Source organism: Bradyrhizobium sp. RDI18, from assembly GCF_043203335.1.
In the GTDB taxonomy this organism is placed as follows: Bacteria; Pseudomonadota; Alphaproteobacteria; order Rhizobiales; family Xanthobacteraceae; genus Bradyrhizobium; species Bradyrhizobium retamae.
In genome coordinates this window covers 2979200-3006175 of record NZ_JBICRN010000008.1, presented here as the reverse complement: position 1 = coordinate 3006175, position 26976 = coordinate 2979200, and the positions used below count along the sequence as shown (strand labels likewise).

At 62.8% G+C, this 26976-nt stretch carries 17 protein-coding genes and 5 pseudogenes; 17 read left to right on the top strand and 5 right to left on the bottom strand.

Annotated features, from left to right (window positions below; all coding sequences use genetic code 11):
• Positions 1 to 32 precede the first annotated feature (32 nt).
• Positions 33 to 1205, top strand: coding sequence for an ABC transporter substrate-binding protein (locus tag ACFXS9_RS23650; RefSeq protein WP_392692524.1), 1173 nt, complete (start codon positions 33 to 35; stop codon positions 1203 to 1205).
• Between the two features lie 119 nt (positions 1206 to 1324).
• On the opposite strand, the gene ACFXS9_RS23645 is transcribed toward ACFXS9_RS23650, so the two are convergent.
• A complete protein-coding gene (locus tag ACFXS9_RS23645; RefSeq protein ID WP_392700355.1) occupies positions 1325 to 1462 on the bottom strand; it encodes a hypothetical protein in 138 nt (45 codons plus the stop codon).
• Between ACFXS9_RS23645 and ACFXS9_RS23640 the strand changes: the two are divergent.
• The 10 genes and pseudogenes from ACFXS9_RS23640 (at position 1403) to ACFXS9_RS23595 (ending at position 12337) form a co-directional block, all read left to right on the top strand.
• Positions 1403 to 2214 (top strand): annotated as a pseudogene (locus ACFXS9_RS23640) (branched-chain amino acid ABC transporter permease). The gene ACFXS9_RS23645 and the pseudogene ACFXS9_RS23640 overlap by 60 nt on opposite strands.
• Before the next feature lie 7 nt (positions 2215 to 2221).
• Complete coding sequence (locus ACFXS9_RS23635; RefSeq protein WP_392692521.1) at positions 2222 to 3253, top strand: branched-chain amino acid ABC transporter permease; 1032 nt, start codon at positions 2222 to 2224, stop codon at positions 3251 to 3253.
• Entirely contained in the window at positions 3250 to 4002 is a 753-nt protein-coding gene (locus ACFXS9_RS23630) for an ABC transporter ATP-binding protein (protein ID WP_392692519.1), read from the top strand. The genes ACFXS9_RS23635 and ACFXS9_RS23630 overlap by 4 nt, the downstream gene beginning before the upstream one ends.
• The gene (locus tag ACFXS9_RS23625) at positions 3995 to 4711 is read left to right on the top strand and encodes an ABC transporter ATP-binding protein (RefSeq protein WP_392692516.1); all 717 of its coding nucleotides are present in this window, start codon (positions 3995 to 3997) and stop codon (positions 4709 to 4711) included. Before ACFXS9_RS23630 ends, ACFXS9_RS23625 begins: the two co-directional genes overlap by 8 nt.
• 19 nt (positions 4712 to 4730) lie before the next feature.
• Positions 4731 to 5849, top strand: a complete 1119-nt coding sequence (locus ACFXS9_RS23620; protein WP_392692513.1) for a cobalamin-independent methionine synthase II family protein — start codon at positions 4731 to 4733, stop codon at positions 5847 to 5849.
• Positions 5850 to 6123: 274 nt separating this feature from the next.
• Positions 6124 to 7475: pseudogene (locus tag ACFXS9_RS23615) on the top strand (hypothetical protein).
• Positions 7476 to 7535: 60 nt separating this feature from the next.
• Positions 7536 to 8729 (top strand): methionine adenosyltransferase, encoded by a 1194-nt coding sequence (gene metK / locus ACFXS9_RS23610; protein WP_392692510.1) that lies wholly within the window; start codon positions 7536 to 7538, stop codon positions 8727 to 8729.
• Positions 8730 to 8857: 128 nt separating this feature from the next.
• Positions 8858 to 10291: an adenosylhomocysteinase gene (gene ahcY, locus ACFXS9_RS23605; RefSeq protein WP_392692507.1), complete on the top strand. Its 1434-nt coding sequence runs from the start codon at positions 8858 to 8860 to the stop codon at positions 10289 to 10291.
• A gap of 197 nt (positions 10292 to 10488) precedes the next feature.
• Positions 10489 to 11955: a flavin-containing monooxygenase gene (locus ACFXS9_RS23600; RefSeq protein ID WP_392692504.1), complete on the top strand. Its 1467-nt coding sequence runs from the start codon at positions 10489 to 10491 to the stop codon at positions 11953 to 11955.
• Positions 11956 to 12115: 160 nt separating this feature from the next.
• Positions 12116 to 12337: a hypothetical protein gene (locus tag ACFXS9_RS23595; RefSeq protein WP_392700353.1), complete on the top strand. Its 222-nt coding sequence runs from the start codon at positions 12116 to 12118 to the stop codon at positions 12335 to 12337.
• Positions 12338 to 13070: 733 nt separating this feature from the next.
• On the opposite strand, the gene ACFXS9_RS23590 is transcribed toward ACFXS9_RS23595, so the two are convergent.
• Positions 13071 to 13385 carry an EthD family reductase gene (locus ACFXS9_RS23590; RefSeq protein WP_057848059.1) on the bottom strand — a complete coding sequence of 105 codons (315 nt, stop codon included), beginning with the start codon at positions 13383 to 13385 and terminating at the stop codon, positions 13071 to 13073.
• Between the two features lie 335 nt (positions 13386 to 13720).
• Between ACFXS9_RS23590 and ACFXS9_RS23585 the strand changes: the two genes are divergently transcribed.
• Entirely contained in the window at positions 13721 to 13969 is a 249-nt protein-coding gene (locus tag ACFXS9_RS23585) for a hypothetical protein (RefSeq protein WP_392692500.1), read from the top strand.
• Positions 13970 to 14025: 56 nt separating this feature from the next.
• Here the strand turns inward: ACFXS9_RS23585 and ACFXS9_RS23580 are convergent.
• Positions 14026 to 15646 (bottom strand): annotated as a pseudogene (locus ACFXS9_RS23580) (GMC family oxidoreductase).
• 171 nt (positions 15647 to 15817) lie between these two features.
• On the opposite strand from ACFXS9_RS23580, the gene ACFXS9_RS23575 reads away from it, so the two are divergent.
• Positions 15818 to 16990, top strand: a complete 1173-nt coding sequence (locus tag ACFXS9_RS23575; RefSeq protein WP_392692497.1) for a M20 aminoacylase family protein — start codon at positions 15818 to 15820, stop codon at positions 16988 to 16990.
• A gap of 128 nt (positions 16991 to 17118) precedes the next feature.
• Here the strand turns inward: ACFXS9_RS23575 and ppk2 are convergent, their stop codons facing one another.
• Positions 17119 to 17988: a polyphosphate kinase 2 gene (gene ppk2 / locus ACFXS9_RS23570; RefSeq protein ID WP_392692494.1), complete on the bottom strand. Its 870-nt coding sequence runs from the start codon at positions 17986 to 17988 to the stop codon at positions 17119 to 17121.
• A gap of 494 nt (positions 17989 to 18482) precedes the next feature.
• On the opposite strand from ppk2, the gene ACFXS9_RS23565 reads away from it, so the two are divergent.
• Positions 18483 to 18953: a VOC family protein gene (locus ACFXS9_RS23565; RefSeq protein ID WP_392692491.1), complete on the top strand. Its 471-nt coding sequence runs from the start codon at positions 18483 to 18485 to the stop codon at positions 18951 to 18953.
• Positions 18954 to 19275: 322 nt separating this feature from the next.
• Here the strand turns inward: ACFXS9_RS23565 and ACFXS9_RS23560 are convergent, their stop codons facing one another.
• Complete coding sequence (locus ACFXS9_RS23560) at positions 19276 to 20664, bottom strand: UdgX family uracil-DNA binding protein (RefSeq protein WP_392692488.1); 1389 nt, start codon at positions 20662 to 20664, stop codon at positions 19276 to 19278.
• A 227-nt stretch (positions 20665 to 20891) separates the two neighbouring features.
• Between ACFXS9_RS23560 and ACFXS9_RS23555 the strand changes: the two are divergent.
• The 3 genes and pseudogenes from ACFXS9_RS23555 (at position 20892) to ACFXS9_RS23545 (ending at position 26937) form a co-directional block, all read left to right on the top strand.
• Positions 20892 to 21703, top strand: a pseudogene (locus tag ACFXS9_RS23555) (ImuA family protein).
• Positions 21594 to 23309, top strand: a complete 1716-nt coding sequence (locus ACFXS9_RS23550) for a Y-family DNA polymerase (RefSeq protein ID WP_392692485.1) — start codon at positions 21594 to 21596, stop codon at positions 23307 to 23309. Before ACFXS9_RS23555 ends, ACFXS9_RS23550 begins: the two are co-directional and overlap by 110 nt.
• Positions 23306 to 26937, top strand: a pseudogene (locus tag ACFXS9_RS23545) (error-prone DNA polymerase). Before ACFXS9_RS23550 ends, ACFXS9_RS23545 begins: the two are co-directional and overlap by 4 nt.
• The last annotated feature ends 39 nt before the right edge of the window (positions 26938 to 26976 follow it).

Here is a 26976-nt window from a genome sequence, read left to right as displayed (position 1 = left end):
CGAGACACAAGGCCGATAGGGGAGAGATGCTCATGTCTATTCGCAGTCAAATATTGCTGGCCGCAGGTTCGGTCGCCGCGATGCTGGCGCTTGCGCCGGCCTACGCCCAGGAGACCGTCAAGGTCGGCCTGATCCTGCCGATGACCGGCGGCCAGGCCTCGACCGGCAAGCAGATCGACAACGCGGTCAAGCTCTACATGCAGCAGAACGGCGATACCGTCGCCGGCAAGAAGATCGAAGTCATCCTGAAGGACGACGGTGCGGTTCCCGACAACACCAAACGTCTGGCGCAGGAACTGATCGTCAACGAAAAGGTCAATTTCATCGCAGGCTTTGGCGTGACCCCGGCGGCCCTTGCGGCGGCACCCTTGGCGACGCAGGCCAAGATTCCGCAAATCGTGATGGCGGCGGGCACCTCGATCATCACCGAGCGCTCGCCCTACATCGTCCGAACCTCGTTCACGCTGGCGCAGTCGTGCACCATCATCGGTGATTGGGCCGCCAAGAACGGCATCAAGAAGGTCGCGACACTGACCTCCGACTACGCGCCCGGCAACGACGCGCTGAACTTCTTCAAGCAGAACTTTACCGCCGGCGGCGGGGAGATCGTCGAAGAGGTGAAGGTGCCGCTGCAAAACCCTGATTTTGCTCCGTTCTTGCAGCGCATGAAGGACTCCAAGCCCGACGCCGTGTTCGTGTTCGTGCCGGCGGGCCAAGGCGGCAACTTCATGAAACAGTACGCCGAGCGCGGCCTCGACAAGGCGGGCATCAAGGTGATCGGCCCCGGCGACGTGATGGACGACGACCTGCTCAACGGCATGGGGGACGCTGCGCTCGGTACCGTGACGGCGCATCTCTATTCGGCCGCGCATCCCTCCGCCGCGAACAAGGAATTCGTCGCCGCCTACAAGAAGGCGTTCGGCCAGCGCCCGGGCTTCATGGCGGTCGGCGGCTACGACGGTATCCGGTTGATCTACGAGGCGCTGAAGAAGACCGGCGGCAAGACCGACGGCGACGCGCTGATCGCGGCGATGAAGGGAGCAAAGTGGGAAAGCCCCCGCGGCCCGATCATGATCGATCCGGAAACCCGCGACATCGTGCAGAACATCTACATCCGCAAGGTCGAGAAGGTCGACGGCGAGCTCTACAACATCGAGTTCGCGACCTTCGAGGCGGTGAAGGATTCGGGCAAGACGAAGAAGTGACGACGAAGTCGTCATTCCGGGGCGCATCGAAGATGCGAATTATGATGTGCAATTGCACATCCGAGAATCTCGAGATCCGGGTCTGGTCCTTCGGACCATCCCGGAATGACGGGCTCCATTTAGAGGCTCAGCCCCTTCTCATGACCACGCTGTTCACCATCCTGTTCGACGGTGTCGCCTACGGCATGCTGCTGTTCGTGCTCGCCTGCGGGCTGGCGGTGACGCTGGGGTTGATGAATTTCGTCAACCTCGCCCATGGCGCCTTCGCCATGACCGGCGGCTATATCTGCGCGGTACTGGTCAACAACCAGGGCTGGCCGTTCTTTCCGCGCTGCCGCTGGCCTTCGTTACGGCCGCGCTGGTTGGCGTCGCGCTGGAGCGCACGCTCTATCGCCATCTCTATACGAGAAGCCATCTCGACCAGGTGCTGTTCACGATCGGCCTCACCTTCATGTCGGTGGCGGCGGTCGATTACATCATGGGATCGTCGCGGATTTTCATCAAACTGCCGGCGGCGCTCGAGGGACAGTTCGACTTCTTCGGCGTAGGCATCGGCCGCTATCGGCTGATGATCATCGTGATCTGCGGCCTGCTCACGGTGGCGCTGCAATTGATTTTGGCGAAAACCCGTTTCGGCAGCCGCCTGCGTGCCGCAGTGGACGATCCACGCGCCGCCAGCGGTCTCGGCATCAACGTGCCCCAGGTGTTTGCCTTCACCTTCGCCTTCGGCTGCGGCCTTGCCGGCCTCGGCGGCGCGCTGAGCGCCGAGATCCTCGGGCTCGATCCGTATTTTCCGCTAAAATTCATGATCTACTTTTTGATCGTGGTCACCGTAGGCGGCTCCTCCAGTATCACCGGGCCGTTCCTGGCGTCGCTGCTGCTCGGCATCGGCGACGTCGCCGGCAAATATTACGTGCCGAAGATGGGGCCCTTCGTCATCTACACCATCATGATCGTTATCCTGATCTGGCGTCCGAACGGTCTGTTCGGCCGCGTCGCCGCGCGATGAGTCCGCGATGACCGCAGTTTCCGACGTCTCATCCCATGCCATCGCCCGCGCCCGCTGGCGTCCGGCCGAGATCGCGTTCTGGATTCTTGCGCTGTCCTGCGCGTTCCTGTTTCCGTCCCGTTATCTGATCATGACCGATATCCTGCGGCTGGCACTGTTCACGCTGTCGCTCGATCTGATCCTCGGCTACGCCGGCATTGTCTCGTTGGGGCACGCCGCATTCTTTGGCGTTGGCGCCTATTCGGCCGGGCTGCTCGCCTTGCATGGCATCATCAACGAGCCGGTGATCGCGCTGGTCGTCGCCGGCCTCGTCGCCATGGTGCTCGGATTCCTGACCAGCTTCCTCGTCATCCGCGGCGTCGACCTCACACGGCTGATGGTGACGCTCGGCATTGCGCTGCTGCTCGAAGCGCTGGCGGAACGGTTCTCCAATATCACCGGCGGCACCGACGGGCTGCAGGGCATCGAGATGCAGCCGATCCTCGGCCTGTTCGCGTTCGACATGTTCGGCAAGACCGGTTTCTTCTATTCGCTGATCGTGCTGTTCCTGCTGTTTCTGTTGGCGCGGCGGATCGTGAATTCGCCGTTCGGCCTGTCGCTGCGCGCGATCAAGAACAATCCGCTGCGAGCGTCGGCCATCGGCGTGCCGGTCAACCGGCGCCTGATCGCGATCTATACGATCGCCGCGCTTTACGCCGGCATTGCCGGGGCGCTGTTCACCCAGACCACGGCGCTGGCCTCGCTCGACGTGTTCGCGTTCGAACGCTCGGCCGATCTGATGCTGGTGCTGGTGATCGGCGGCACCGGCTATCTCTATGGCGGACTGATCGGCGCCGTCGTGTTCAAGATGCTGCAGGAACTGTTTCAGACCATCACGCCGCAGTACTGGCTGTTCTGGATCGGTCTCGTGCTGGTCGTGATGGTGCTGATCGGCCGCGAACGCATCCATCGCTGGGTGCTTTGGGCGCCGAACCTCGTGATCCGCCAGCTCTTCGGACGCAAGGCCGTCGTCGCCGTTCCCGAAAGTGATGCGCCATGACGATCGCGCTCGAAACCAGGGGGCTGGAAAAATCCTTCGGCGGCTTGCGGGTCACGCGCGAGCTGTCGCTGAAGGTGGAGCAGGGCGCCCGCCATGCCCTGATCGGGCCCAACGGCGCCGGCAAGACCACCGTCATCAATCTGCTGACCGGCGTGCTCAAGCCCAATGCGGGACAGATCCTGCTCGAGGGCAACGACATCACCGATGTGCCGGTGCACAAGCGGGTGCTGCGTGGGCTGTCGCGCACCTTCCAGATCAATCAGCTCTATGCCGACCTGACCCCGCTCGAAACGGTCGGGCTCGCCGTCTCCGAACGTCTCGGCCGTGGCGGAGACTGGTGGCGGCGGATGGGTACGCGCGACGACGTTAACCGCGAGGTCGCGGAGACGCTGGGACGGTTTCATTTGCTCGACGTGATGAACGAGCGCACAGCGACGCTTCCCTATGGCAAACAGCGCCTGCTTGAGATCGCGGTCGCGATCGCGACCAAACCGCGCGTGCTGCTGCTCGACGAGCCCGCCGCCGGTGTGCCCGAGAGCGAGCGTCACGATATTCTGGCGGCGGTCGCTGCCCTGCCGCGCGATGTGACGGTATTGCTGATCGAGCACGATATGGATCTGGTGTTTTCCTTCGCTGACCGTATCTCGGTGCTGGTCAACGGCGCCATGCTGGTGGAAGGTCCGCCGGACGAAGTGGCGCGCGATCCGCAAGTGAAGGCGGTCTATCTGGGCGAGGCGGTCCATGCCTGAGCTTCTCGCCATCGATGCCTTGCGCGCCGGCTATGGCGAAGCCGTGGTGTTGCCTTCGATGTCGCTGTCGCTGGGCGAGGGCCAGGTGCTGGCGCTGCTGGGACGCAACGGCACCGGCAAGACTACGCTGATCAATTCGATCGTCGGCATCACCCGCCGTTTCGGCGGCACGATTGCGCTCGGCGGGCTCGACATCACCGCGATGCGCCCGGACCAGCGGGCGCGGGCCGGGATCGGCTGGGTACCGCAGGAACGCAACATCTTTCGCTCGCTGACGGTCGAGGAGAACATGACCGCGGTGGCCCAGCCCGGCCCATGGACTGTGGAAAAGGTCTACCGGATGTTTCCGCGGCTGAAGGAGCGCCGCAACAATTTCGGCAACCAGCTTTCCGGCGGCGAGCAGCAGATGCTGGCGATCGGCCGCGCGCTGACCCTCAATCCCAAGGTGCTGCTGCTGGACGAGCCGACCGAGGGACTGGCGCCGATCATCGTTGAAGAATTATTAAGGGCACTCGGCACGATCACCCGGGCAGGGGGCATCTGTTCGATCATTGTCGAGCAGAATGCGCAAAAGATTCTGGGGCTGGCCGATCGGGTTGTGATATTGGAACGCGGCGCAATCGTGCATGATGCGGCCAGCAGCGCGTTGAAGGCCGATCCCGCCGTGCTCGAACGCTATCTCGGCGTCGCCGGCGCGGCCGCCCACTAGATTTATGGGAGTTGAGACCATGCAGAGAACAAAGCCCCCGTTCCGCGCCGACGAGGTCGGCAGTCTGTTGCGGCCGCCGCGCATCAAGGAAGCGCGCGCCAAGCTGGAGAAGGGTGAGATCACGGCCGAGGACCTGCGCAAGGCCGAGGACCTCGAGATCGAAAAGGTCGTGCACAAGCAGGCCTCGATCGGCCTGAAGCTCGCGACCGATGGCGAGTTCCGCCGCTCCTGGTGGCATTTCGACTTTCTCGCCAAGCTCACCGGCTGCGAGCTGTTCCACCCCGACACGGGCATCCAGTTCGCCGGCGTGGAAACGAGGCACGACGCCGTCCGCGTGATCGGCAAGCTAGACTTCCCGGACAACCATCCGATGCTGGATCACTTCCGCTTCCTGAAGAAGCATGCCGACACGGCCCACGTCACGCCGAAGATGACGATCCCGTCGCCGGCCGTGCTGCATTTCCGCGGCGGCCGCAAGTCGATCTCGAAGGAGGTCTATCCTGATCTGGAGGAATTCTTCCTCGACCTCGGCAAGACCTATCGCAAGGCGGTGAAGGCGTTCTATGACGCCGGCTGCCGTTACCTGCAATTCGACGACACGGTATGGGCCTATCTCTGCTCGCAGGACGAACTGCAGAAGGCGCGCGATCGCGGCGACAACCCCGACGGCCTGCAGGAAATCTACGCGCGCGTCATCAACTACGCTTTGGCCGAGCGGCCGGCCGACATGGTGATCACGACCCACGTCTGTCGCGGCAATTTCCGCTCGACCTGGATTTCGTCCGGCGGCTACGAGCCGGTGGCCGAGACCATGCTGGCCGGCACCAACTACGACGGCTATTTCCTCGAATATGATTCCGACCGGGCCGGCGGTTTCGAGCCGCTGCGCTACCTGCCGAAGGGCAACAAGGTGGTCGTGGTCGGCGTCATCACCTCGAAGTTCGGCGAGCTCGAGAAGAAGGACGACATCAAGCGCCGCCTCGATGAGGCCGCCAAGTTCGCCCCGCTCGACCAACTCGCAGTATCGCCGCAATGCGGCTTTGCCTCGACCGAGGAAGGCAACATCCTCTCCGAGGAAGAGCAGTGGGCGAAGTTGAGCCTCGCGGTGGAAGTGGCGAACGAGGTGTGGGGGAAATAGGTCCTCCAGCGTCATTGCCAGGAGCGATAGCGACGAAGCAATCCATCTATCCCCGTGCGGAGAGGTGGATTGTTTCGCGGAGCCTGTCATCGGGCGCATTCGCGCGACAACCCAAAGCCGCATTGTATAACATTGCATATTGGTAGGTGCGGCGGGTTCCAATGACGCTGCACGCCTTTTGGGACGTATACTCGTTGGGCAGATGATGGTAGGAAGCTTCCGTCATTCCATGCTGCCCACCGGCGCTTCCCAAAACCCCAGCCTCCCTGGCCTGATGAAAAACGACCAGATCCTCAGCCAGATCACCGAGTTCTGCCGCCAGGCCGACATGGCGGAGACGACGTTCGGACGCCGGGCGGTCAACGACGGCAAGCTGGTGCAGCGGCTGCGCGAGGGCAAGCGCATCACCATCGATACGCTGGACCGCATCCAGGCCTACATCGCGGCTTCCACCGGCGCGCTGCCGCCGCCGCGCGGCCTTGAAGTGCCGCCCGAAAAGCGTGATCCCCGGGGCAATTTCCGCTTCTTCGAGAACCGGCAGAAATACCTGCTGTTCGTCCATACCTGCAGCGAAAAGCGGGTGATTGCCGAGCGGGTGGCGCTGGAATTGTCCAGCCTGCATCCGCGGCCGCCGGCGCTCAGGGTATTCGACGCGGAGTCGGAGACGGCACGGTGCTGGCGCGGGTGATGCGCTCGATGCACGGCCGTTTTCCCCATATGCCGTTCTATATCGCCGGCAAGGAGTTGAGCCTGGAGGACGTCCGGCTGACGCTCGACAAGGTGCCGGACCGGCTGTTCGAGCACCCGGCGACCGTCATCGTCCTGACCAACATGCATTATGCGGAGGCGCCCTGGCTGACGCCGGCGTCGCCTGCGGCAGCCGCGGGCATGATCTGGCATGACGTGGCCCTGCGGGGGGCCTCGTCGGGGGAGTTTGAGACGCAAATTGCCGAACTGGGGCCGTTTCTGGAACAAAACTGGCGCGCCAATATCAGCCCCAAATCGGGCATGCCGATCTATGAACGGCCGGTGGCGCTGGTGCTGTACCGCGAGGACCACCGGTTCCTGCTTGATCTGATCATCCCACGGGCCGGTCGGACCGAGGCCAATTTCGACCTTGTGATCGCTTCCCAGCCCTATCGGGCAAAATCCTCTGTGAATTTCCGCGCCAAGCGGATCATTGCACCGCTGGCCCGGTCGCTCCGGGCAGGGGGCCGATTGATTGGAATTCACTCCCACGGACAGGATCCAGGCCTGGAAATCATCCAGTCGGTCTGGCCGGGAGAAAATCCTTTCGCCGTGAGCCGTCATGAGCTATTGCGCGCGGTGAAATACGAGCTGGGGTCGGCCGGGCGGGACCTTAATTTTAACGCCTACGCCGATAACCGTTCCATCTTCCGTTATGATATGGAAGCGCTGCCCAACGAGGTCACCGGCTCGATCGGAACCTCGACGGCCTTTGCAGCGTGGAATGCGGCGGTGTATGTCGCCCAGATCGAAGACGACCGGTTGACCGAAATGACTGAAAACAGCCGGACGCTCGATGCCACCAGAGAGGTTCTGCGCAAGCATAACGGGCTTTGGTTTTACGACGAATCCTACGTCATTTCGCGGCGTCGCGACTGACATTCCAGGATACACAACACAGACAGCCGCCGGGGTCCGGCGGGAACAAGGGGTTTGTTGATGCGCGCCTCCTATCTCTTCACCAGCGAGTCGGTTTCCGAGGGTCATCCGGACAAGGTTTGCGATCGAATCTCGGACGAGATCGTCGACCTGTTCTACCGGGAAGGCCCGAAGGCGGGCATCGACCCCTGGCAGATCCGCGCGGCCTGCGAAACGCTTGCCACCACCAACAAGGTCGTCATCGCTGGCGAAACGCGCGGTCCGAGCTCCGTGACCAATGATCAGATCGAGAGCGTTGTTCGCGAGGCAATCAAGGATATCGGCTACGAGCAGGAAGGCTTCCATTGGCAGAAAGCCGACATCGAGATTCTGCTGCATCCGCAGTCGGCCGATATCGCGCAGGGCGTCGATGCCAAGCAGCCCAGCAACCAGGAAGAGGGCGCGGGCGACCAGGGCATCATGTTCGGCTATGCCACCAACGAGACGCCTGACCTGATGCCGGCGCCGATCTTCTACGCCCACAAGATCCTTCGGTTGATTTCCGAAGCGCGCCACTCCGGCCGCGAGAAGGTGCTCGGTCCGGACTCCAAGAGCCAGGTCACCGTGCAATACGAGAACGGCAAGCCTGTCGGCGTGCGCGAGATCGTGGTCTCGCACCAGCATCTGGTCGAGGACCTCACCTCCAATCAGATTCGTGACATCGTCGAACCCTATGTCCGCGAGGCGCTGCCGAAGGAATGGATCAACGGCAAGACCATCTGGCACATCAACCCGACCGGAAAATTCTACATCGGCGGCCCCGACGGCGATTCCGGTCTCACCGGTCGAAAGATCATCGTCGATACGTATGGCGGCGCAGCCCCGCATGGCGGCGGCGCCTTCTCCGGCAAGGACCCGACCAAGGTCGACCGTTCGGCCGCCTATGCCGCGCGCTATGTCGCCAAGAACATCGTCGCCGCCGGTCTCGCCGACCGCTGCACCCTGCAGCTTGCTTACGCGATCGGTGTGGCGCGTCCGCTGTCGATCTATATCGATACCCACGGCACTGGAAAGGTGCCGGAAGACCGGCTCGAGCAGGCAGCCGCGAAGGCTATGGATTTGACGCCGCGCGGCATCCGCACCCATCTCGATCTCAATCGCCCGATCTACGCGCGTACCGCAGCCTACGGCCATTTCGGTCGCACGCCCGACAATGAAGGCGGCTTCTCCTGGGAGAAGACCGATTTGGTCGAACCGCTCAAGCGCGCGGTTTAGTTTCAACAGCATCATTCCGGGGCACCGCGATAGCGGTGAACCCGGAATCTTTTTCCATGATTTCGAGATTCCGGGTTCGTGGCTCACGCGCGCCCCGGAATGACGAGCTCAACAGAGGGAAACAACCCATGACCACCGCCGCCGCCAAGAAGCCCGCCTTCACCGACTACATCGTCAAGGACATTTCGCTCGCCGAATTTGGCCGCAAGGAAATCTCGCTGGCCGAGACCGAGATGCCGGGCCTGATGGCGACGCGCGAGGAATACGGTCCGAAGCAGCCGCTGAAGGGCGCCCGCATCGCCGGCTCCCTGCACATGACGATCCAGACCGCGGTCTTGATCGAAACGCTGGCCGCACTCGGCGCCGACATCCGCTGGGTGTCGTGCAACATCTATTCGACGCAGGACCATGCGGCCGCCGCGATCGCCGCCGCCGGCATTCCGGTGTTTGCGGTGAAGGGCGAGACGCTCGCCGAATACTGGGACTACACCGCAAAGCTGTTCGACTGGCACGGCGGCGGCACGCCCAACATGATCCTCGACGACGGCGGCGATGCCACCATGCTGGTGCATGCCGGCTACCGCGCCGAGCAGGGCGATACCGCCTTCCTCGACAAGCCGACTTCGGAGGAAGAGGAAATCTTCTATGCGCTCGTCAAGCGCCTCCTGAAGGAGAAGCCGAAGGGCTACTTCGCCGAGATCGCCAAGAACATCAAGGGCGTCTCGGAGGAGACCACCACGGGCGTGCACCGCCTCTACGATATGGCGAACAAGGGTACGCTGTTGTTCCCCGCCATCAACGTCAACGACAGCGTGACGAAATCGAAATTCGACAATCTCTATGGTTGTCGCGAGTCGCTCGTCGACGGCATCCGCCGCGGCACCGACGTCATGATGTCCGGCAAGACCGCGATGGTGGCGGGCTTCGGCGACGTCGGCAAGGGCTCGGCCGCTTCCCTGCGCCAGGCCGGCTGCCGCGTCATGGTCTCCGAAGTCGATCCGATCTGCGCGCTGCAGGCGGCGATGGAAGGCTATGAAGTCACGACGATGGAAGACGCAGCGCCCCGCGCCGACATCTTCGTCACCGCGACCGGCAACAAGGACATCATCACCATCGACCACATGCGCGCGATGAAGGATCGCGCCATCGTCTGCAACATCGGTCACTTCGATAACGAGATCCAGATCGCAGGCCTTCGTAACCTGAAGTGGACCAACATCAAGCCGCAGGTCGACGAGATCGAATTCCCCGACAAGCACCGCATCATCCTGTTGTCGGAAGGGCGCCTCGTAAACCTCGGCAACGCCATGGGCCATCCGTCGTTCGTGATGTCGGCGTCCTTCACCAACCAGACGCTGGCGCAGATAGAACTGTTCGCCAACAACAAGGACGGCAAGTACGAGAAGAAGGTCTACGTGCTGCCGAAGACGCTCGACGAGAAGGTGGCGCGGCTGCACCTCGCCAAGATCGGCGTCAAGCTGACCGAACTGCGCAAGGATCAGGCCGACTATATCGGCGTCAAGCCGGAAGGCCCGTTCAAGTCGGATCATTACCGCTACTGACTTCACGTCGCGGGCGACGCCCTGAAGCACTACCAAGCCCCGGAGCGATCCGGGGCTTTTTGCTGATCGGTCGCACAACCTGCGACGGTTGAAATTCAACGGCAATTCCGATACAGCCTGTATCGTCGCAGCAACCTGACAATGCGAGTTGCAATTTCTGCCTGCTGGCCATTACATCTGAAAGCAGGGAGATCGCCATGACCGATGCGGCAGAGCATTTCGACGTCCTCATTGTCGGCGCGGGACTGTCCGGCATCGGCGCGGGCTATCATTTGCAGGAGAAGTGTCCCGGCAAGAGCTACGTCATTCTCGAGGGGCGCGACTGCATCGGCGGCACCTGGGATCTCTTCCGCTATCCCGGCATCCGCTCCGACTCGGACATGTACACGCTCGGCTATTCGTTCCGTCCGTGGACCGAGCCGAAGGCGATCGCCGACGGGCCGCGGATCCTGAACTACGTTCGCGAGACCGCTGCCGACAACGGCATCGACAAGCACGTCCGCTTCCACCACCGCGTCAAACGCGCCTCGTGGTCGTCGCCGGATTCGCGCTGGACGGTGGAGGCCGAACGCTACGCGGGAGAGGGCGCGGCGGAGACCGTGCGCTTTACCTGCAATTTCCTGTTCATGTGCTCGGGCTATTACAAATACGAGGAAGGCTATACGCCGGATTTTTCGGGCACGGCGGACTTCGCCGGCCAGATCGTGCATCCGCAGAAATGGCCCGAAGACCTCGACTATGCGGGAAAACGCGTGGTGGTGATCGGCTCGGGCGCGACCGCCGTGACGCTGGTGCCGGAGATGGCCAAGACCGCTGCGCACGTCACCATGCTGCAGCGTTCGCCGACCTACGTGGTGGCGCGGCCGGCGGAGGATGCGCTCGCCAACAAGCTGCGCCAAAAGCTCTCCGCCAAGCTCGCCTATCACCTGATCCGCTGGCGCAACGTGCTGTTCGGCATGTATTTCTTTCAGCTCTGCCGCCGCAAGCCCGAGCGCGCCAAGCAGTTGATCCTCGGCGGCGTCAAGATGGCGCTGGGGCCGGAATACGACGTGGCTAAGCACTTTACGCCGCGCTACAATCCGTGGGAGCAGCGGCTCTGCCTGGTGCCGGACGGCGATCTGTTCAAGTCGATCCGCGACAAGCGCGCCTCCGTCGCCACCAACGAGATCGACACTTTTACCAGGAACGGCATCAAGCTGAAGGACGGCAGCGAGCTTGAGGCCGATATCATTGTCACCGCGACCGGGCTGGTTCTGCAGGTGCTCGGCGGGCTCGAAGTCAGCGTTGACGGCCGCACGGTCGATTTCGCGCGAACGCTGAACTACAAGGGCATGATGTATTCGGACATTCCGAACCTGGCGTCCGCGTTCGGCTACACCAACGCGTCGTGGACGCTGAAATGCGATCTGACCTGCGAATATGTCTGCCGGCTCATCAACTACATGGACCGCAACGGCTACAAGCAGTGCATGCCGCACAATGTCGATCCTGACGTCACCGAACTGCCGTCGCTGGATTTCTCCTCCGGCTATGTGCAGCGCTCGATCGCCAAACTGCCCAAGCAGGGCTCGAAGCGGCCGTGGCGGCTGTACCAGAACTACGCGCTCGACATCGTCACGCTCCGCTACGGCAAGGTCGACGACGGCGTGATGCAGTATTCGTGAACTCGCATCGGCGGTGGCTGCGTCCCGAAGGCCCCATGCGTCATTTCGCGTATACGTAGGTGAAGGCGAATCGTCCAAGGTGCCCTCACGGTTAACGCCGGATTAACCGGCGCACCGATACGCTGCGTGACTTGCGGCACCTGACAGCACGAGGAAGCCCATGGACGCCCAGCGAATTGCCGTCGATGCCCTTGTGGCGCTGACCGATTGCGACCGTGATGCGGCCATCGCCTTCATCCGCAAATTCTATCTGGCCGGCGTCCGCGACCCCAAGCGGCTCACGTTCAAGGGACTCCAGGCGCTGCGGGGTGATGTAAACGACACCCTCATCCCGTCGTCCCTGCGAACGCAGGGACCCATAACCACCGATATTCGTTGTTGACGCAAAGCCGTCGACCATCCTTCCAAGACAACATCCGCCGCGGCGTATGGGTCCCGGATCGCGCTTCGCTTGTCCGGGACGACGGGATGGATGTAATTCAATTCTCAAGAGCCAACCGTTCGCGATCTCGCGACGCTGATCGCCCGAGGTTTGCTCTCAAATTCCCGCCCTCTCCAATTAGAGGGCGCAGGGAAGACCGGGTGCGCGCCGCACCCGCGGTCTCGTGTGCAATTTGCGCACTAAGAACACGCACACGAGCATACAGGTACAGCGGGAGCATCCCGGCCTTCCCTGCGCAATGGCCTTACGGCTTACTTCGTGCTCTTCCCGGAGAACGGCTTTATTGCCTCCGTCGCTGCGCAAATAGTTTCACGCAGCTTAGCGCCAGCACCGCGGCGCCCGAACCACACGACTTCGCCGTACGCTTCCTGCGCCTACGTCTTGCGCATTCCGCGTCCATCGCATCTCACCGCACGTTCGTGACGATCGCGAGCCGCCCCTCCATCGGGTGAGACGGGCGGAAATATGCGGCTGATTTGCCTCTCGCGTTAAGTGGAATATTTTTGCTGGAAGGGCTGGACAGACTTTTGGTGATTTGCCCGTCGTGCCAATTCGGTCGCAGCCGCGCATCGAAATTTTTGTTTGTGCGCGCGGCAAATCAGTTCGCAGTTCGTCAGTCTGTAGGGTGGGCAAATTTGCCCACCCTACAGAGTTGCGAGCCGCGGATACGCCATCAGCCTACGACGACTTCGCTGATCTGGATCACCGGAGACTGGTCGGTATAGTTCGGGATGTCTGCCATGATCTCTTTGGCATGCGGTCCGAAGCCGGTCTGGAAGGCTTCGATCGAGTCGCAGAAGATGTGGCACATGCCGACATAGGTGGCGGGAGCGCCGGGCGCGCCGCCGGCCAGGCCCTTGTCGACCGTGTAGGACTTGCAGGCGTCGCCCATGCGCGCTTTCACGAGCGGCATATGCTTGTCGCGGTAGTAGTCGTGATCGAAGCGCCCGCCGGGCGTATTGGGATACATTACGCTTACCTTGATCATGGACGTGCCCTCCGATTCTCGCGTTCGCCGCTATTCTCCAGCAATGCCCGAAATCTGTGTCAGTTTTGCGGATCTTGCAACCGGAAGCGGCACATCTCATCCTGCCGCTGCCGCATGTCTGCGCGATATTCAGCGCGGGCAGGCCGGCCGATCGTTTCATTTGTAGGCAAACATTCTGCCGACTTGCTGGCGGGCATATTCCGCGCGTTCACGCCATCGCGCGCTTTCAAGCACGGCTTTTCAAATCGCGGTGAGAGCCGTCGCATGGCTATCCGCTTCTGCGCTGCGATACCCAATTGGATGGAGTGATTTCACGATAAAAGAGGATATCACCCATGACCAAGTCTATCCCAACACTCGCCGCCGCGTTTCTGATGACCGCGATCGCAACGCCCGTGTTCGCGCAAGCCGCAATCCAGGAGCCCGGTGCTTATTCCTTCTACCATCCCAATGCCGATGTGCTCGGTGGCCGGCCGGCATACCGGTCGTTCGATCAATCCAATGCCTATTACAACGAGGCCGCGCCCGCGCCGCGAATGCGGCAGAGGTCCGTCACGCCGAGGAATCATCGCAGGGCGCAGTAGCGTGAGCGTGCAGCCTGGATGATCCGTTGGGCCATCTGCGCTGCTTCGTTACGCAGCTATTTGCGCCCATCCTCCAGGATCAACGTCGCACCCTTCTCCGCGATCATCGCCGTCGGCGTGTTGGTGTTGCCCGACGTGATCGTCGGCATTACCGACGCATCGGCGATGCGCAAGGCGGCGAGCCCAAAGAACCGCAACCGCTCGTCGACCACGGCCATCGGATCGCTTGCGGTGCCCATCTTCGCGGTGCCGACGGGATGGAAGATCGTGGTGCCGATATCGCCGGCAGCCTTTGCCAGCGATGCATCGTCGTCGCCGACAGTCGGGCCGGGCAGGTACTCCTGCGGCCGATATCGCTCCAGCCTTTTCTGCTTCATCAGTCGGCGCGTGGTGCGGATAGCATCGGCCGCGACCTGGCGGTCGTCGTCGGTCGAGAGATAGTTCGGCGCGATCGACGGCGCTTCATCGGGCTTCGCCGAGCGGATGCGCACGGTACCGCGCGAGGTCGGCTGCAGATTGCAGGCGCTCACGGTGATGGCGGGGAAGCGGTGCAGCGGATCGCCGAACTTGTCGAGCGACAGCGGCTGCACGTGAAACTGGATGTTGGCGCGGGCGCGGCGCGGGTCGGAGCGCGTGAAGATGCCGAGCTGCGACGGCGCCATCGTCAGCGGCCCGCGGCGGCGGAAGGCATAGTCGAGCCCCATCATCCCGCGCCGGACCAGCGACCAGTAGGTCTCGTTCAGCGTGCGGACGCCCTCGACCTTGTAGATCGCGCGCTGCTGCAGATGGTCCTGCAGATTGCGCCCCACACCCGGTCTGTCGAGCACAACATCGATGCCGAGCGGTGACAGCCAGTCGGCCGGTCCGATGCCGGAGCGGTGCAGCACCTGCGTCGAGCCGATCGATCCCGCGCACAATATCACTTCGCCTTTGGTGCGGGCCTCGATCATTTCATTGCCCTGGATGAAGCGCACGCCGACGGCACGGCCGTTCTCGATGATGAGCCGGTCGACCAGCACGTGCTTTTCCAGCCGCAGATTGGCGCGGTTCAGTACCGGCTTGAGAAAGCCGCGCGCGGACGACCAGCGCCGGCCGCGCTTCTGATTGACATGGAAATAGCTGACGCCTTCATTGTCGCCGGTGTTGAAATCCGCAATGCGCTTGATGCCCATCTCCTCGGCGGCGTCGCCGACCGCGTCGAGCACCTCCCAGGACAGCCGCGGCGCCTCGATGCGCCAGCCGCCGCCAATGCCGTGATGTTCGCTCACCGAGGAAATGATCCTCCAGCCGCTTGAACAGCGGCTTTACGTCGTCATAGCCCCAGCCGGTGAGGCCGAGCTGGCGCCAGTGATCGTAATCGGCGGATTGGCCCCGCATCGAGATCATCGCATTGATGGCGGAGCAGCCGCCGATTACCTTGCCGCGGGGATAGGCGAGCGACCGCCCATTGAGCCCGGGCTCCGGCTCGGTTTTGAACATCCAGTCTGAGCGGGGATTGCCGATCGCAAAGAGGTAGCCGACGGGGATGTGAAACCAGATCCAGTTGTCGTTGCCGCCGGCCTCCAGGATCAGCACGCGGTTTTTGGGATCGGCCGACAGCCGGTTGGCCATGATGCAGCCGGCGGTGCCCGCGCCCACCACGATATAATCGAAATCGCCTTCAAGCCTTTTCGGCATGCTCAGTTTCCGCCCATCACGCGCCCCTTATGCCTAATAGTCAGACGTTGATGGCTCGGACAAGTCCCGGCCATGACGCCTGGGAATGGGCGGCGTCTCCAGGCTGTTGGGTGGACCGCCGCTTGCATGCTACAGAGGTCTAACGTTCCAACCTGAGGTTCGAGAATTCCCATGCCCATCGTCAACCGCGTCGCCGATCTGCAACCCGATATCCAGGCCTGGCGCCGCGTTATCCATCAAAATCCCGAGTTGCTGTACGACGTGCACCGCACTGCAGCATTCGTGGCCGATCGGCTGCGCGAATTCGGCTGCGATGAGGTCGCCACCGGCCTTGGCCGTACCGGCGTTGTTGGCGTCATCAAGGGCAAGCAGCCCGGCAAGGGCGAGATCAAGGTGATCGGGCTTCGCGCCGACATGGACGCGCTGCCGATCGAGGAGGCGACCAACCTTCCTCATGCGTCCAGGACGCCTGGCCTGATGCACGCCTGCGGCCATGACGGTCACACCGCGATGCTTTTGGGTGCAGCGCGGTACCTCGCCGAAACCCGCAATTTCGCCGGCGACGCGGTCGTGATTTTCCAGCCGGCCGAGGAGGGCGGCGCGGGCGCCGCCGCCATGATCCAGGACGGGCTGATGGACCGGTTCGGCATCGAGCAGGTCTACGGTATGCACAACGGTCCGGGCATTCCGGTCGGCTCCTTCGCCATCCGCTCCGGCCCGGTGATGGCGGCAACCGACTCGATCGACATCAAGATCGAGGGGCTCGGCGGGCACGCTGCGCGTCCCAACAAATGCATCGATTCCGTCTTCGTCGGCTCACAGCTCATTACCGCCCTGCAGTCGATCGTCTCGCGGACCATTGATCCGCTGGAGTCGGCGGTGATCTCGATCTGCGAGTTCCACGCCGGCAACGCCCGCAACGTGATCCCGCACACCGCGGAACTCCGGGGCACCGTGCGGACGCTAACGCCGGAAGTCCGCGAGACCGTCGAGAAGCGGGTGCGCGAGGTGTGTGAAGGCGTAGCCAGGATGACCGGGGCCAAGATCGACCTCGTCTATGAGCGCGGCTATCCCGTGACCAAGAACCACGCCGAGCAGACCGAGTTCGCCACGCAAGTGGCCAAGGAGGTGGCCGGTACCCAGAACGTCCACGAGATGCCGCCGCTCATGGGCGCGGAAGATTTTTCCTACATGCTGGAGGCGCGTCCCGGCGCGTTCATCTTCTGCGGCAACGGCGACAGCGCAGGGCTTCATCACCCCGCCTACGATTTCAACGACGAGGCTATCGTGTACGGCACCTCGTACTGGATCAAGCTGGTCGAGAACAAGCTGGCGGCGTCGTAAGGGCGTGCGTCACTTCAACTTCGATCGCACTTGAAGTGCGAGGTCACATCAAGGAAGGCCTGTATCCCCAGTGCGGGCCTTCTTTATTTTCCCGCTCAGCCGCGACTTGAAGTGCCGGCGCGCGGCGCTCAATAGCGCGACGGTACGTACATTTCGGGTGGAATCGGTCCGCGGCTATATTCCGGATTGCGAACCCGCGGCGGCAGCACAACCGGTTCGCGCTTGATTTCCTGGTAGGGAATTTGCTCGAGCAGATGCGCGATGCAGTTCAGTCGTGCCTTCTTCTTGTCATCGGCTTCGACGAGGTACCAGGGAGCTTCCGGAATGTGGGTACGCTCCAGCATCGCTTCCTTGGCCTTGGTGTATTGTTCCCAGCGGCTGCGCGATTCCACATCCATCGGGCTGAGCTTCCACTGCTTGAGTGGATCATGGATCCGCATCATGAAGCGCAAATACTGCTCTTCGTCGGTGATGGAAAACCAGTATTTGATGAGGGTGATTCCGGAGCGCACCAGCATACGCTCGAATTCCGGCACCGACCGGAAGAATTCTTCGACGTCATCTTCGGTGCAGAAGCCCATCACGCGCTCGACGCCGGCGCGGTTGTACCAGCTACGGTCGAACAGCACGATCTCACCGCCGGCCGGCAAATGCGAAACGTAACGCTGGAAGTACCATTGGGTGCGCTCACGCTCATTCGGCGCCGGCAGCGCCGCGACGCGGCAGACCCGCGGATTGAGCCTCTGGGTGATGCGCTTGATGACGCCGCCCTTGCCGGCGGAATCGCGCCCCTCGAAAATCACCACCACCTTGAGCTGGTGGTGCTGCACCCAAGTCTGCAATTTTACCAGTTCACCCTGCAGACGGAATAATTCCTTGAAGTACACGCGCCGATCGATCGTCTCTTCTGCCGTATGGTCGGCAAATTCATTGGTCAGCGCATCGAGGCGATCGTCGTCGATCTCAAGTTCCAGTTCCTCATCGAAACTGTCCAGCATTTCTTCCCGAATCGGGTCGTGGATCAGCTTGGTGCCATTCGGGGTTTTTTGGTCATGGCGGGCTCCGGCTGCAGAGCTGTTGGGTTCGCGTGATGTATGAATGTCGGTGTCCTATCATCCTCCGTCAGCTACTCTGCGGAAAGCAGAAGGCCGCAGTTTGGTTCCGGTCTCCCGCTATCCGTCGAGGCCTGCCACGGCAGCGTATCGCCGATGGCGTCAGAACAGGTTCGAGAACAGTACGTAGAGCTACGTAGAGGCTCGCCGACAGGCAGATCGCGGCCGGCAGCGCAGCACGCCATCAGGAGATTGCGAACCGTTAGTGACAGTTGGGCTATCCCGGCCGCGTATGGCCAGGGATGCGCGCTGTCCGGGCCACAGGTGGTTCAAGGAAATTCCACAGTATTTTTAGTTGCCGCTGTCGGAACGCCGCCCCTCCATCCGTCCTTGGTGCAGAAGCGGCCACCCCGTGGCCCGCCTATCTGACAGGAGCGTCGATGAAGGTCACACAGCATCTCTGGTTCGAAAAGGATATGGAGGCCGCGATCGGCTTCTACACCTCGCTGATCCGCGGCTCGTCAGTCCAGTGGGTCTCGTCGCTGGCTGCCGAGAGCCCGAGCGGCCCGCCCGGCAGCGTCAAGATCGCGGCCTTTACCCTGGGCGACCAGCGCTACATGGCGATCGAGGCGGGGCCCCTCGACCCGTTCAACCACAGTTTTTCGATCATGGTCGAATGCGACACGCAGGCCGAGATCGACCATTTGTGGGATGCCTTGAGGGAAGGCGGCAAGATCGAGCAATGCGGCTGGCTGCAGGACCGCTGGGGCCTCTCCTGGCAGATCGCTCCCAGACGGCTTGGCGAATTGATGAATGATCCCGATCCCGCGAAAGCCAAGCGCGTTGCCGAGGCCATGCTGAAGATGGTCAAGTTCGATATTGCTGAACTGGAGGCCGTGGCGAGAGGCTAGAGCCTTTTCGGTTCTGATTGAATCAGAACCGGGCTCTAGATTCTATTTTGACGCGTTTTCTTCACGCGAACCGGTGTCCACTTCGCTGGAAAACGCTATGGCAAGAGGGTCGCGCGCTGCACGGCGCCGGGGCTGGAGGTAGGGAACCGCGCAGCGCGTCGACCATGTGGGAGCATCATAGCGTGAGCAGACGTCCCACATTCCCTTGCCACATTCCCTTGAGAATGCGATTGTGTCTTCTATCAATTAATAGTTGCAAGCGGGATTGTCAATTTTTCCCGTTATATTTCACCAGAGATTGCGACTATCGGATTGGCGGAATTCAGGCCGCATGTGCCGATTTTCGCAGCACGTCGGCGGCGATTTTGAGGTCCTGGACGAAGCGCCGGTATTCGCGCGCCTTGGCGTCGGCGTCCGGCAATCGCAGCAGATAGGACGGGTGCACCGTCACCAGCGCCCTGGTGCCGTCGTCGAGATCAATCGCACGGCCGCGATTCTTGTTGATCGGCGTAATTTTCCCGAACACGCTTTGCGCTGCGGTTGCGCCCATTGCCACCACCAGATCGGGTTTGATCGCGGCCAGCTCGCGCTCGTACCACTGCCGGCAGGCCTTGATCTCCGGGGTGTTCGGCTTCTGGTGCAGGCGGATTTTTCCGCGCGGCACGAACTTGAAATGCTTCACCGCATTGGTGACGTAGACCGTGCGGCGGTCGATGCCGGCTTCGTCCAGTGCCCGGTCGAGCATTTGCCCCGCGGGCCCGACGAACGGTTTGCCGGCGAGGTCTTCCTTGTCGCCGGGCTGCTCGCCGACCAGCATGATCCGCGCGGTTTGCCGGCCTTCGCCGAACACGGTCTGGGTGGCATTCTTGTAAAGATGACAGGCGCGGCAATCGGCGGCTTCTTCGCGCAGCGTCTCGAGATCATCGGCGTGTTTGCGGGGCATTTCGCTTGCCTTGTCGCTGGCCTTGCGTCCGGCGCTTTCGATCAGGGGTTTAATCGATGAAGCCTCCGGCAGGTTCCACCCGTAATTCCGGGGCATCTCCTTTTGCATGGTCTTCACTGTCGGCCGCGCTGGATTGAAAATGCTGGCGTAATAGCGCCGCCAGGTTTCCTCCAGCCGGCCCGCGCTGGGGGCTTCGCTTCTGCTGACGCCCGGCGTGAACGAGATGACATAGCCGTCCCAATGCGCGCAGAGATCTGGCGTCAGGATCGACCAGGGCATGTCGGCGAAACGGCGCGCGAAGAACGGGGCGGCCAGTTCGACGATGTGGTGCTCCGGCTCGAACCAGGCGACGAAGTGCGATTTCTGCTCGCGGCCTATTTCGCGGAAGCGGACAAGGACATGCATCCTGTGCTCGTCGCGGCGCACGGCCTTGGCCATCGCGGTGATCTCAGCCACGTCAGGATCTGCAGCGAGTTCAAGCAGATCGTGATGCGTTCGCAACCGCCATAGCAGGCGATAGAGCAGGGCGAAGCGCTCGGGGTTGCGGTGCAGGATCGCAATCTCCGCCAGTTCGACGAATCTGGCCGGTACGTTGAAGGTGCCCTGTGGCGGCTCGAGCGGCGGCGCGATCGACGCGAACAGTTCGGGCGCATCATCAGCCACGCGCCAGCTCACGTCGGACGGTTTCACGTCATTCAGCGCCAGCGCGCGGGCCGCTTTACGCCAGCCATCGAAATCAGTTTGGCTATCTAGGATGATGTGGTGCATGTGCTTACTCCACACTCTCTGTCCGCATCCCCGCGCAACGGCTTTGCCGTCGTCTGGAGGGGCCCGCGAATCCCTTTGATTCCACTCATGAATCGCCAAAGCGTCGATCTCGATTGACTCTGCCGGCGCTGTTAGCTTTATATTAGAACATATCATGAACAAATGAGCCAGCCGCGCGTTCACTTAGGGAAAAAGCGGCAAAGGCCAATTTTCTGAAGGGACGGCGGATGAGCACCGCACGCACAAGCACGCTTGCGAGTTTGCGCGGAAGCATCGAGCGCCTGGAGGCGCATGGCGATGCGCAGGACCTCAACAAGATTACGCTTGGCCATAAGGCGGCGGATGCTGTGCTGCACGGCGGGCTTGCGCTCGCGGCGGTGCATGAAGTGTTCGCCGAGGGACACCAGAGCGCGACCGCAACCGGCTTCATCGCAGGGCTGGCGGGAAGGGTATCGCCGCGCCGGCCGCTGGTCTGGGTACGGCAGGATTTTTCGGAAATTGAATCGGGCGCGCTGTCGATGAGCGGGCTCGCCGAACTCGGGCTCGATCCGCGATTGCTCGTCACCGTGCGCGCGACCGACACCGACGCCGCGCTGCGGACCGCCGCCGATGCGCTGGCCTGCGACGCGCTTGGCGTCGTCGTGCTGGAAGTCTGGGGGCAGGCGCGTCAGCTCGATCTCGTCGCCAGCCGCAAGCTCACGCTGGCCGCAGCAGCCTCCGGCGTCACCGCATTGCTATTGCGGGTGGCGGCGGAGCCGCGCCCTCGACCGCGGAGACAAGATGGATCGTGCGCGCGGCGCATTCGCCGCCGGGCACGCCTCTGAAGCCTGCGGCGCTTTGGAGCGCCTGGGGCGCGCCGGTATTCGACGCGCAGCTCGTTCGTAACCGTCATGGCCCGGTCGGCCGCTGGATCATGGAATGGAATTGTGATGAGTGCCTATTCAGAGAACCGTCGGCGTATCCTCAGCCTCTGGCTGCCACGCCTGCCCATCGACCGCATCAAGCGCAAGCTTTCGCCGGCCATCGTCGCGCAAGCTGAAAATTGCCAAGCGGTTTCGAGCAACGCTGTCTGCGACACGACCGGTGCGCTCCCTCTCCCGCTTGCGGGGGAGGGTTGGGGTGGGGGGCTCGCCGCGAGTCGCACTTTAGAGGTGAAGTACGTCTACCCCTCCGTCGTCGTCGCCAAGCAGCACAATGCCATCCTGATCCACTCGCTCGACGAGGCCGCTGTCCAGGCCGGTCTCTCGATCGGCCTGCCGCTCGCCAATGCGCGCGCGATCTGCCCCGAGCTGACGGTGTTCGACGCGGATGAAGTCGCCGATCGCAAAACGCTCGAAGACATCGCCGACTGGTGCGATCGCTTCACCCCGCTGGTGGCGCTCGATCCGCCGTACGGCTTGTTCCTCGACATCACCGGCTGCGCCCATCTGTTCGGAGGCGAGCGTGCGTTGCTGCAGATCGTGACCGGCGCGCTGAGCCGCCGCGGCTTTGCCGTCAGCGCCGCGATCGCGAGCACCTCGATCTGCGCCCGCACGCTGACGCGCCAGACTTCCGGAAAGATCGTTGCCGAGGGCGAGGAGGCGGAGGCCGTCAGTCCGCTGCCGGTATCTGCGCTCGGCGCCGGTGATGCCATCACCGCCGGCCTGCGCCGGGCTGGGCTAAAGACCATCGGCGACGTCGCCTCGCGCGCGCCGCACGAAATCACCGCGCGGTTCGGTGCGCCCTTCACGACGCTGTTGCAGCAGGCGCTGGGGCAGGGCGATGCGCCGATCAGCCCGCGCAAACCGCCGCCGGATTATATCGTTGAGAAACGCTTTCCCGAACCGGTCGCCACCGACGCCGTGATCGCGATGAACCTGTCCGCGCTCGCCGGCATGCTGATCACGGCGATGGACAAGCAGGGCAAGGGCGCGCGGCGGCTGGAGGCGAGCTTTTTCCGCACCGACGGCGCGGTGCGCACGATCTCGGTCGATACCGGGCGTCCGGTGACAAAAGCTGAAGTGATCGACCGCCTGTTCCGCGAGCGGCTCGATACGCTCAACGATCCGCTCGACCCCGGCTTCGGTTTCGATCTCATTCGTCTCTCCGCCAGCCGCACCGAGATCGTGGTGCAGCAGCAGCGCGATCTCGACGCCAATGTCCATGACAATGACGAACTGTCCGCGCTGATCGACCGCATCGCCGCGCGCATCGGCGGAAAACGCGTCGTCGTGCATCTGCCGGAGGATACCCACATTCCCGAACGCGCGGTGCTGTCGGTGCCAGCGCAGCATCATCTGGCGGCCGCAGCGCAGGCGGCATGGCCCGAACGTATCGAGGGCGAGCCGCCGCTGCGCCCGTTGCGCCTGTTCGAAAAACCGGAGCCGATAAAAGTGCCGTTCGCAACCGTGCCCGACGGCCCGCCGCATCAATTCACCTGGCGGCGCGTCACGCACGCGGTGGTGCGGGTGGAGGGGCCCGAACGCATCGCGATGGAATGGTGGAAGCCAAACGGCGGTGGCCCAACGCGGGATTATTTCCGCATCGAGGATGAAGCGGGCCTGCGTTTCTGGATCTTTCGCGACGGCCTCTATGAAAGTGAACCGGCGGATGCGGAGGGCGAGCCCGCTTCTATCAGGTGGTTCGTGCATGGATTGTTCGCATGAAAAGCCCTGTGCCCGACTATGCCGAAATCGGCATCACCACCAATTTCTCGTTCCTGCGCGGCGGCTCGGACCCGCGCGCCTATGTGCATCAGGCGAGCGAGCTTGGTATTCCCGTGATCGGCATCGCCGACCATAATACGCTGGCCGGCGTGGTGCGCGCCTGGAGCGAGCTCGACAACCCTGCCGTCACGCATAAGCCAAAGCTTCTGATCGGCGCGCGGCTCGTCTTCATCGACGGCACGCCTGACATTCTGGTCTATCCGCGCGACCGCGCGGCTTACGGCCGGCTCTGCCAGTTACTCACCCGCGGCAAACGCGGCGACGACATCACGCGGATCGAAAAGGGCGAATGCCACCTGAAATTCGACGACCTCCTCGATTTCGCCGAGGGCCAGCTTCTGGTGCTGGCGCTGCCGCATCGCTTTGACGTGGCGAGCGCGCAGGCAACGCTGGAGCGCCTGAAGAACGCCGATGCCGATGGCGTGTGGCTCGCCGCGAGCCTGCTTTACCGTGGTGACGACAGGCGCCGGCTGGCGCGGCTGCATCGATTGGCGCTCGCGGCAAAGGTGTCGCTGCTGGCGACCAACGAGGTGCTGTACCACCATCCCGCCCGCCGCCCGCTGCAGGACGTACTGACCTGTATCCGGGAAAAAACCACGATCGACGCGATCGGCAGGCGGCTCGAGGCCAATGCCGAACGCTATCTCAAGCCTGTCAATGAAATGGCACGGCTGTTTCGCGATCTGCCCGAGGCGATTGCGGAAACCATGCGCTTTGCGAAACGCATTTCGTTTTCGCTCGATCAGCTCAAATACCAGTATCCGGACGAACCAGTGCCGCCGGGCAAGACCGCGCAACAGCACCTCGAGGACCTGACCTGGGCCGGCGTCGACAAATATTTCGGTGGCGTAATCGACGACAAGCTGCGCGCCACCTTGCGCAAAGAGCTCGATCTGATCGCCGAGCTGAAATACGCGCATTATTTTCTTACCGTGCACGATATCGTCCGCTACGCGCGCAGCCAGAACATCCTGTGCCAGGGCCGGGGATCGGCGGCCAACTCCGCCGTCTGCTACGTGCTCGGCATCACCTCGGTCGATCCGACCAAGGTCGATCTGCTGTTCGAGCGTTTCATTTCCAAGGAACGGCTGGAGCCGCCCGACATCGACGTCGATTTCGAGCATTCGCGGCGCGAGGAGGTGATGCAATATGTCTACCGCCGCTACGGCCGTCACCGCGCCGCGATCATTGCGACCGTCATCCATTATCGCCCGCGCAGCGCGATCCGCGACGTCGGCAAGGCGCTGGGGCTGACCGAGGACGTTACCGCAGCGCTTGCCGATACCGTGTGGGGAAGCTGGGGCAAGGGCCTCAACGAGATGCAGGTCCGCCAGGCCGGGCTGGATCCTGCGAATGCGATGGTCGAACTCGCGGTAGCGCTCGCCTCCGAGCTGATCGAATTCCCTCGCCATCTGTCGCAGCATGTCGGCGGCTACGTGCTGACGCAGGATAGGCTCGACACCTATGTGCCGATCGGCAACGCCGCGATGGACGACCGCACCTTCATCGAATGGGACAAGGACGACGTCGACGCGCTCAGCATGATGAAGGTCGACGTGCTGGCGCTGGGCATGCTGACCTGCATCCGCAAGAGCTTTGATCTGATCGCCGACCACAAGGGTCGGCGTTACGAGCTGGCCGACATCAAGTCGCAGGACGACGACGAAGTTTATCAAATGCTGCAGCGAGGCGAATCCCTCGGCGTGTTCCAGGTCGAGAGCCGCGCGCAGATGAACATGCTGCCGCGCCTGAAGCCGCGCACCTTCTACGACCTCGTCATCGAAGTCGCGATCGTGCGACCGGGCCCGATCCAGGGCGACATGGTGCATCCTTACTTGCGCCGGCGAAACAAGATCGAGCAGGTGAGCTATCCCTCGCCGGCGCCCGAGCATGGCCCTTCGGACGAATTGTACCGCGTGCTGCACAAGACGCTCGGCGTGCCGCTGTTCCAGGAACAGGCGATGCGGATTGCGATCGAGGCCGCAAAATTCACGCCCGAGGAAGCCAACGGCCTGCGCCGTGCGATGGCGACGTTTCGTAACGTCGGCACCATCGGCAAATTCGAGGCCAAGCTGATCAACAACATGATCGCGCGCGGCTACGACCCGGAATTCGCCAAGAGCTGTTTTGACCAGATCAAGGGGTTTGGCTCTTACGGCTTTCCGGAAAGCCACGCCGCAAGTTTTGCGCAACTCGTCTACGTCTCGTCATGGCTGAAGCATTATCATCCGGATGCGTTCTGCTGCGGCCTGCTCAATTCGCAGCCGATGGGGTTTTACGCCCCCGCCCAGATCGTCGGCGACGCCCGCAAGAACGGCGTCGAGGTGCGCGAGATCGACGTGTCCTACAGTTTTGCACAGAACACGCTGGAGGAGGGGAGTGGGAAGTTTTGCGCCGTTCGTCTCGGCTTCCGCCAGATCGACGGTTTTCACTGGCTCGATGAAGACGAGGAGCGGCTGAAGCGAATGCAGTCGTCGTTCCGGGATGGTGCGTTAGCACCAGACCCGGAACCTCGAGATTCCGGGTCTGGTCCTAACGGACCATCCCGGAATGACAAAGGCTCAGTCAGCCGCAGAGGGACTGTGCTCCCTCTCCCGCTTGCGGGGGAGGGTTGGGGTGGGGGTGCCGCCGCGAGTCACACTGCCCGTATGGAGAGAGCTTCCCCCACCCGGATCGCATCTCGCGATGCGATCCGACCTCCCCGCAAGCGGGAGAGGTGAAGCGTGCCCGCGGACCAGCCGCTGTGGAAGCAACCGACTGGGCCGACCGCATCGTCGCCGCCCGTCAACGCCGGCCCTTTACCTCGCTGGAGGAATTCGCCCGCGATACTGGCCTGCCGAAACGCGCGCTGATCCTGCTTGCCGACGCCGATGCCTTCCGCTCGATCGGGCTCGATCGCCGCGCGGCGCTGTGGGCGGTGCGGCGGCTGCCCGACGACGTGCCGCTGCCGCTGTTTCAGGCCGCTATCGCCCGCGAGCAGCCCGACGAGAACGCCAAGCCGCTGCCCGAGATGCCGCTGCCGGAGCAGGTGGTCGCCGATTATCAGACCGTTCGGCTGTCGCTGAAGGGCCACCCGATGGAATTTCTGCGCGAGATGTTCACGAAAGAACGCGTCGTGGCCTGCAAGGACGTCAATTACGCCAACGACCGCCGCCGTATCCGCTGCGCCGGCGTGGTGCTGGTGCGGCAACGGCCGGGCAGCGCCAAGGGCGTCGTCTTCATGACGCTGGAGGACGAGACCGGCATCGCCAATATCGTGGTGTGGCCCAAGGTGATGGAGCAGTACCGCAAAGAGGTGATGGGCGCCCGCCTGATCCTGGTCGAAGGCTACATCCAGAGTAGCCCGGAGCAGGTGACGCATCTGGTGGCGCAGCGGATGTTCGACCGCTCCCACGATTTGATCGGTCTCGCCAATGATGCGCTGAGCCGCAAGCACCCGGTGCCCGCAGGGCCCGCGCTGGTCGAACCGCTCAACGACGACCGCCGCGATCACCCTGACGCGCCCGCGCAGAAAATCCGTCACCCCCGCGACGTCCGCATCCTGCCGCCGTCCCGCGATTTTCATTGAGCCGCCCTCTTCGGGCGGCGGTGATCGCCGTGCATCATC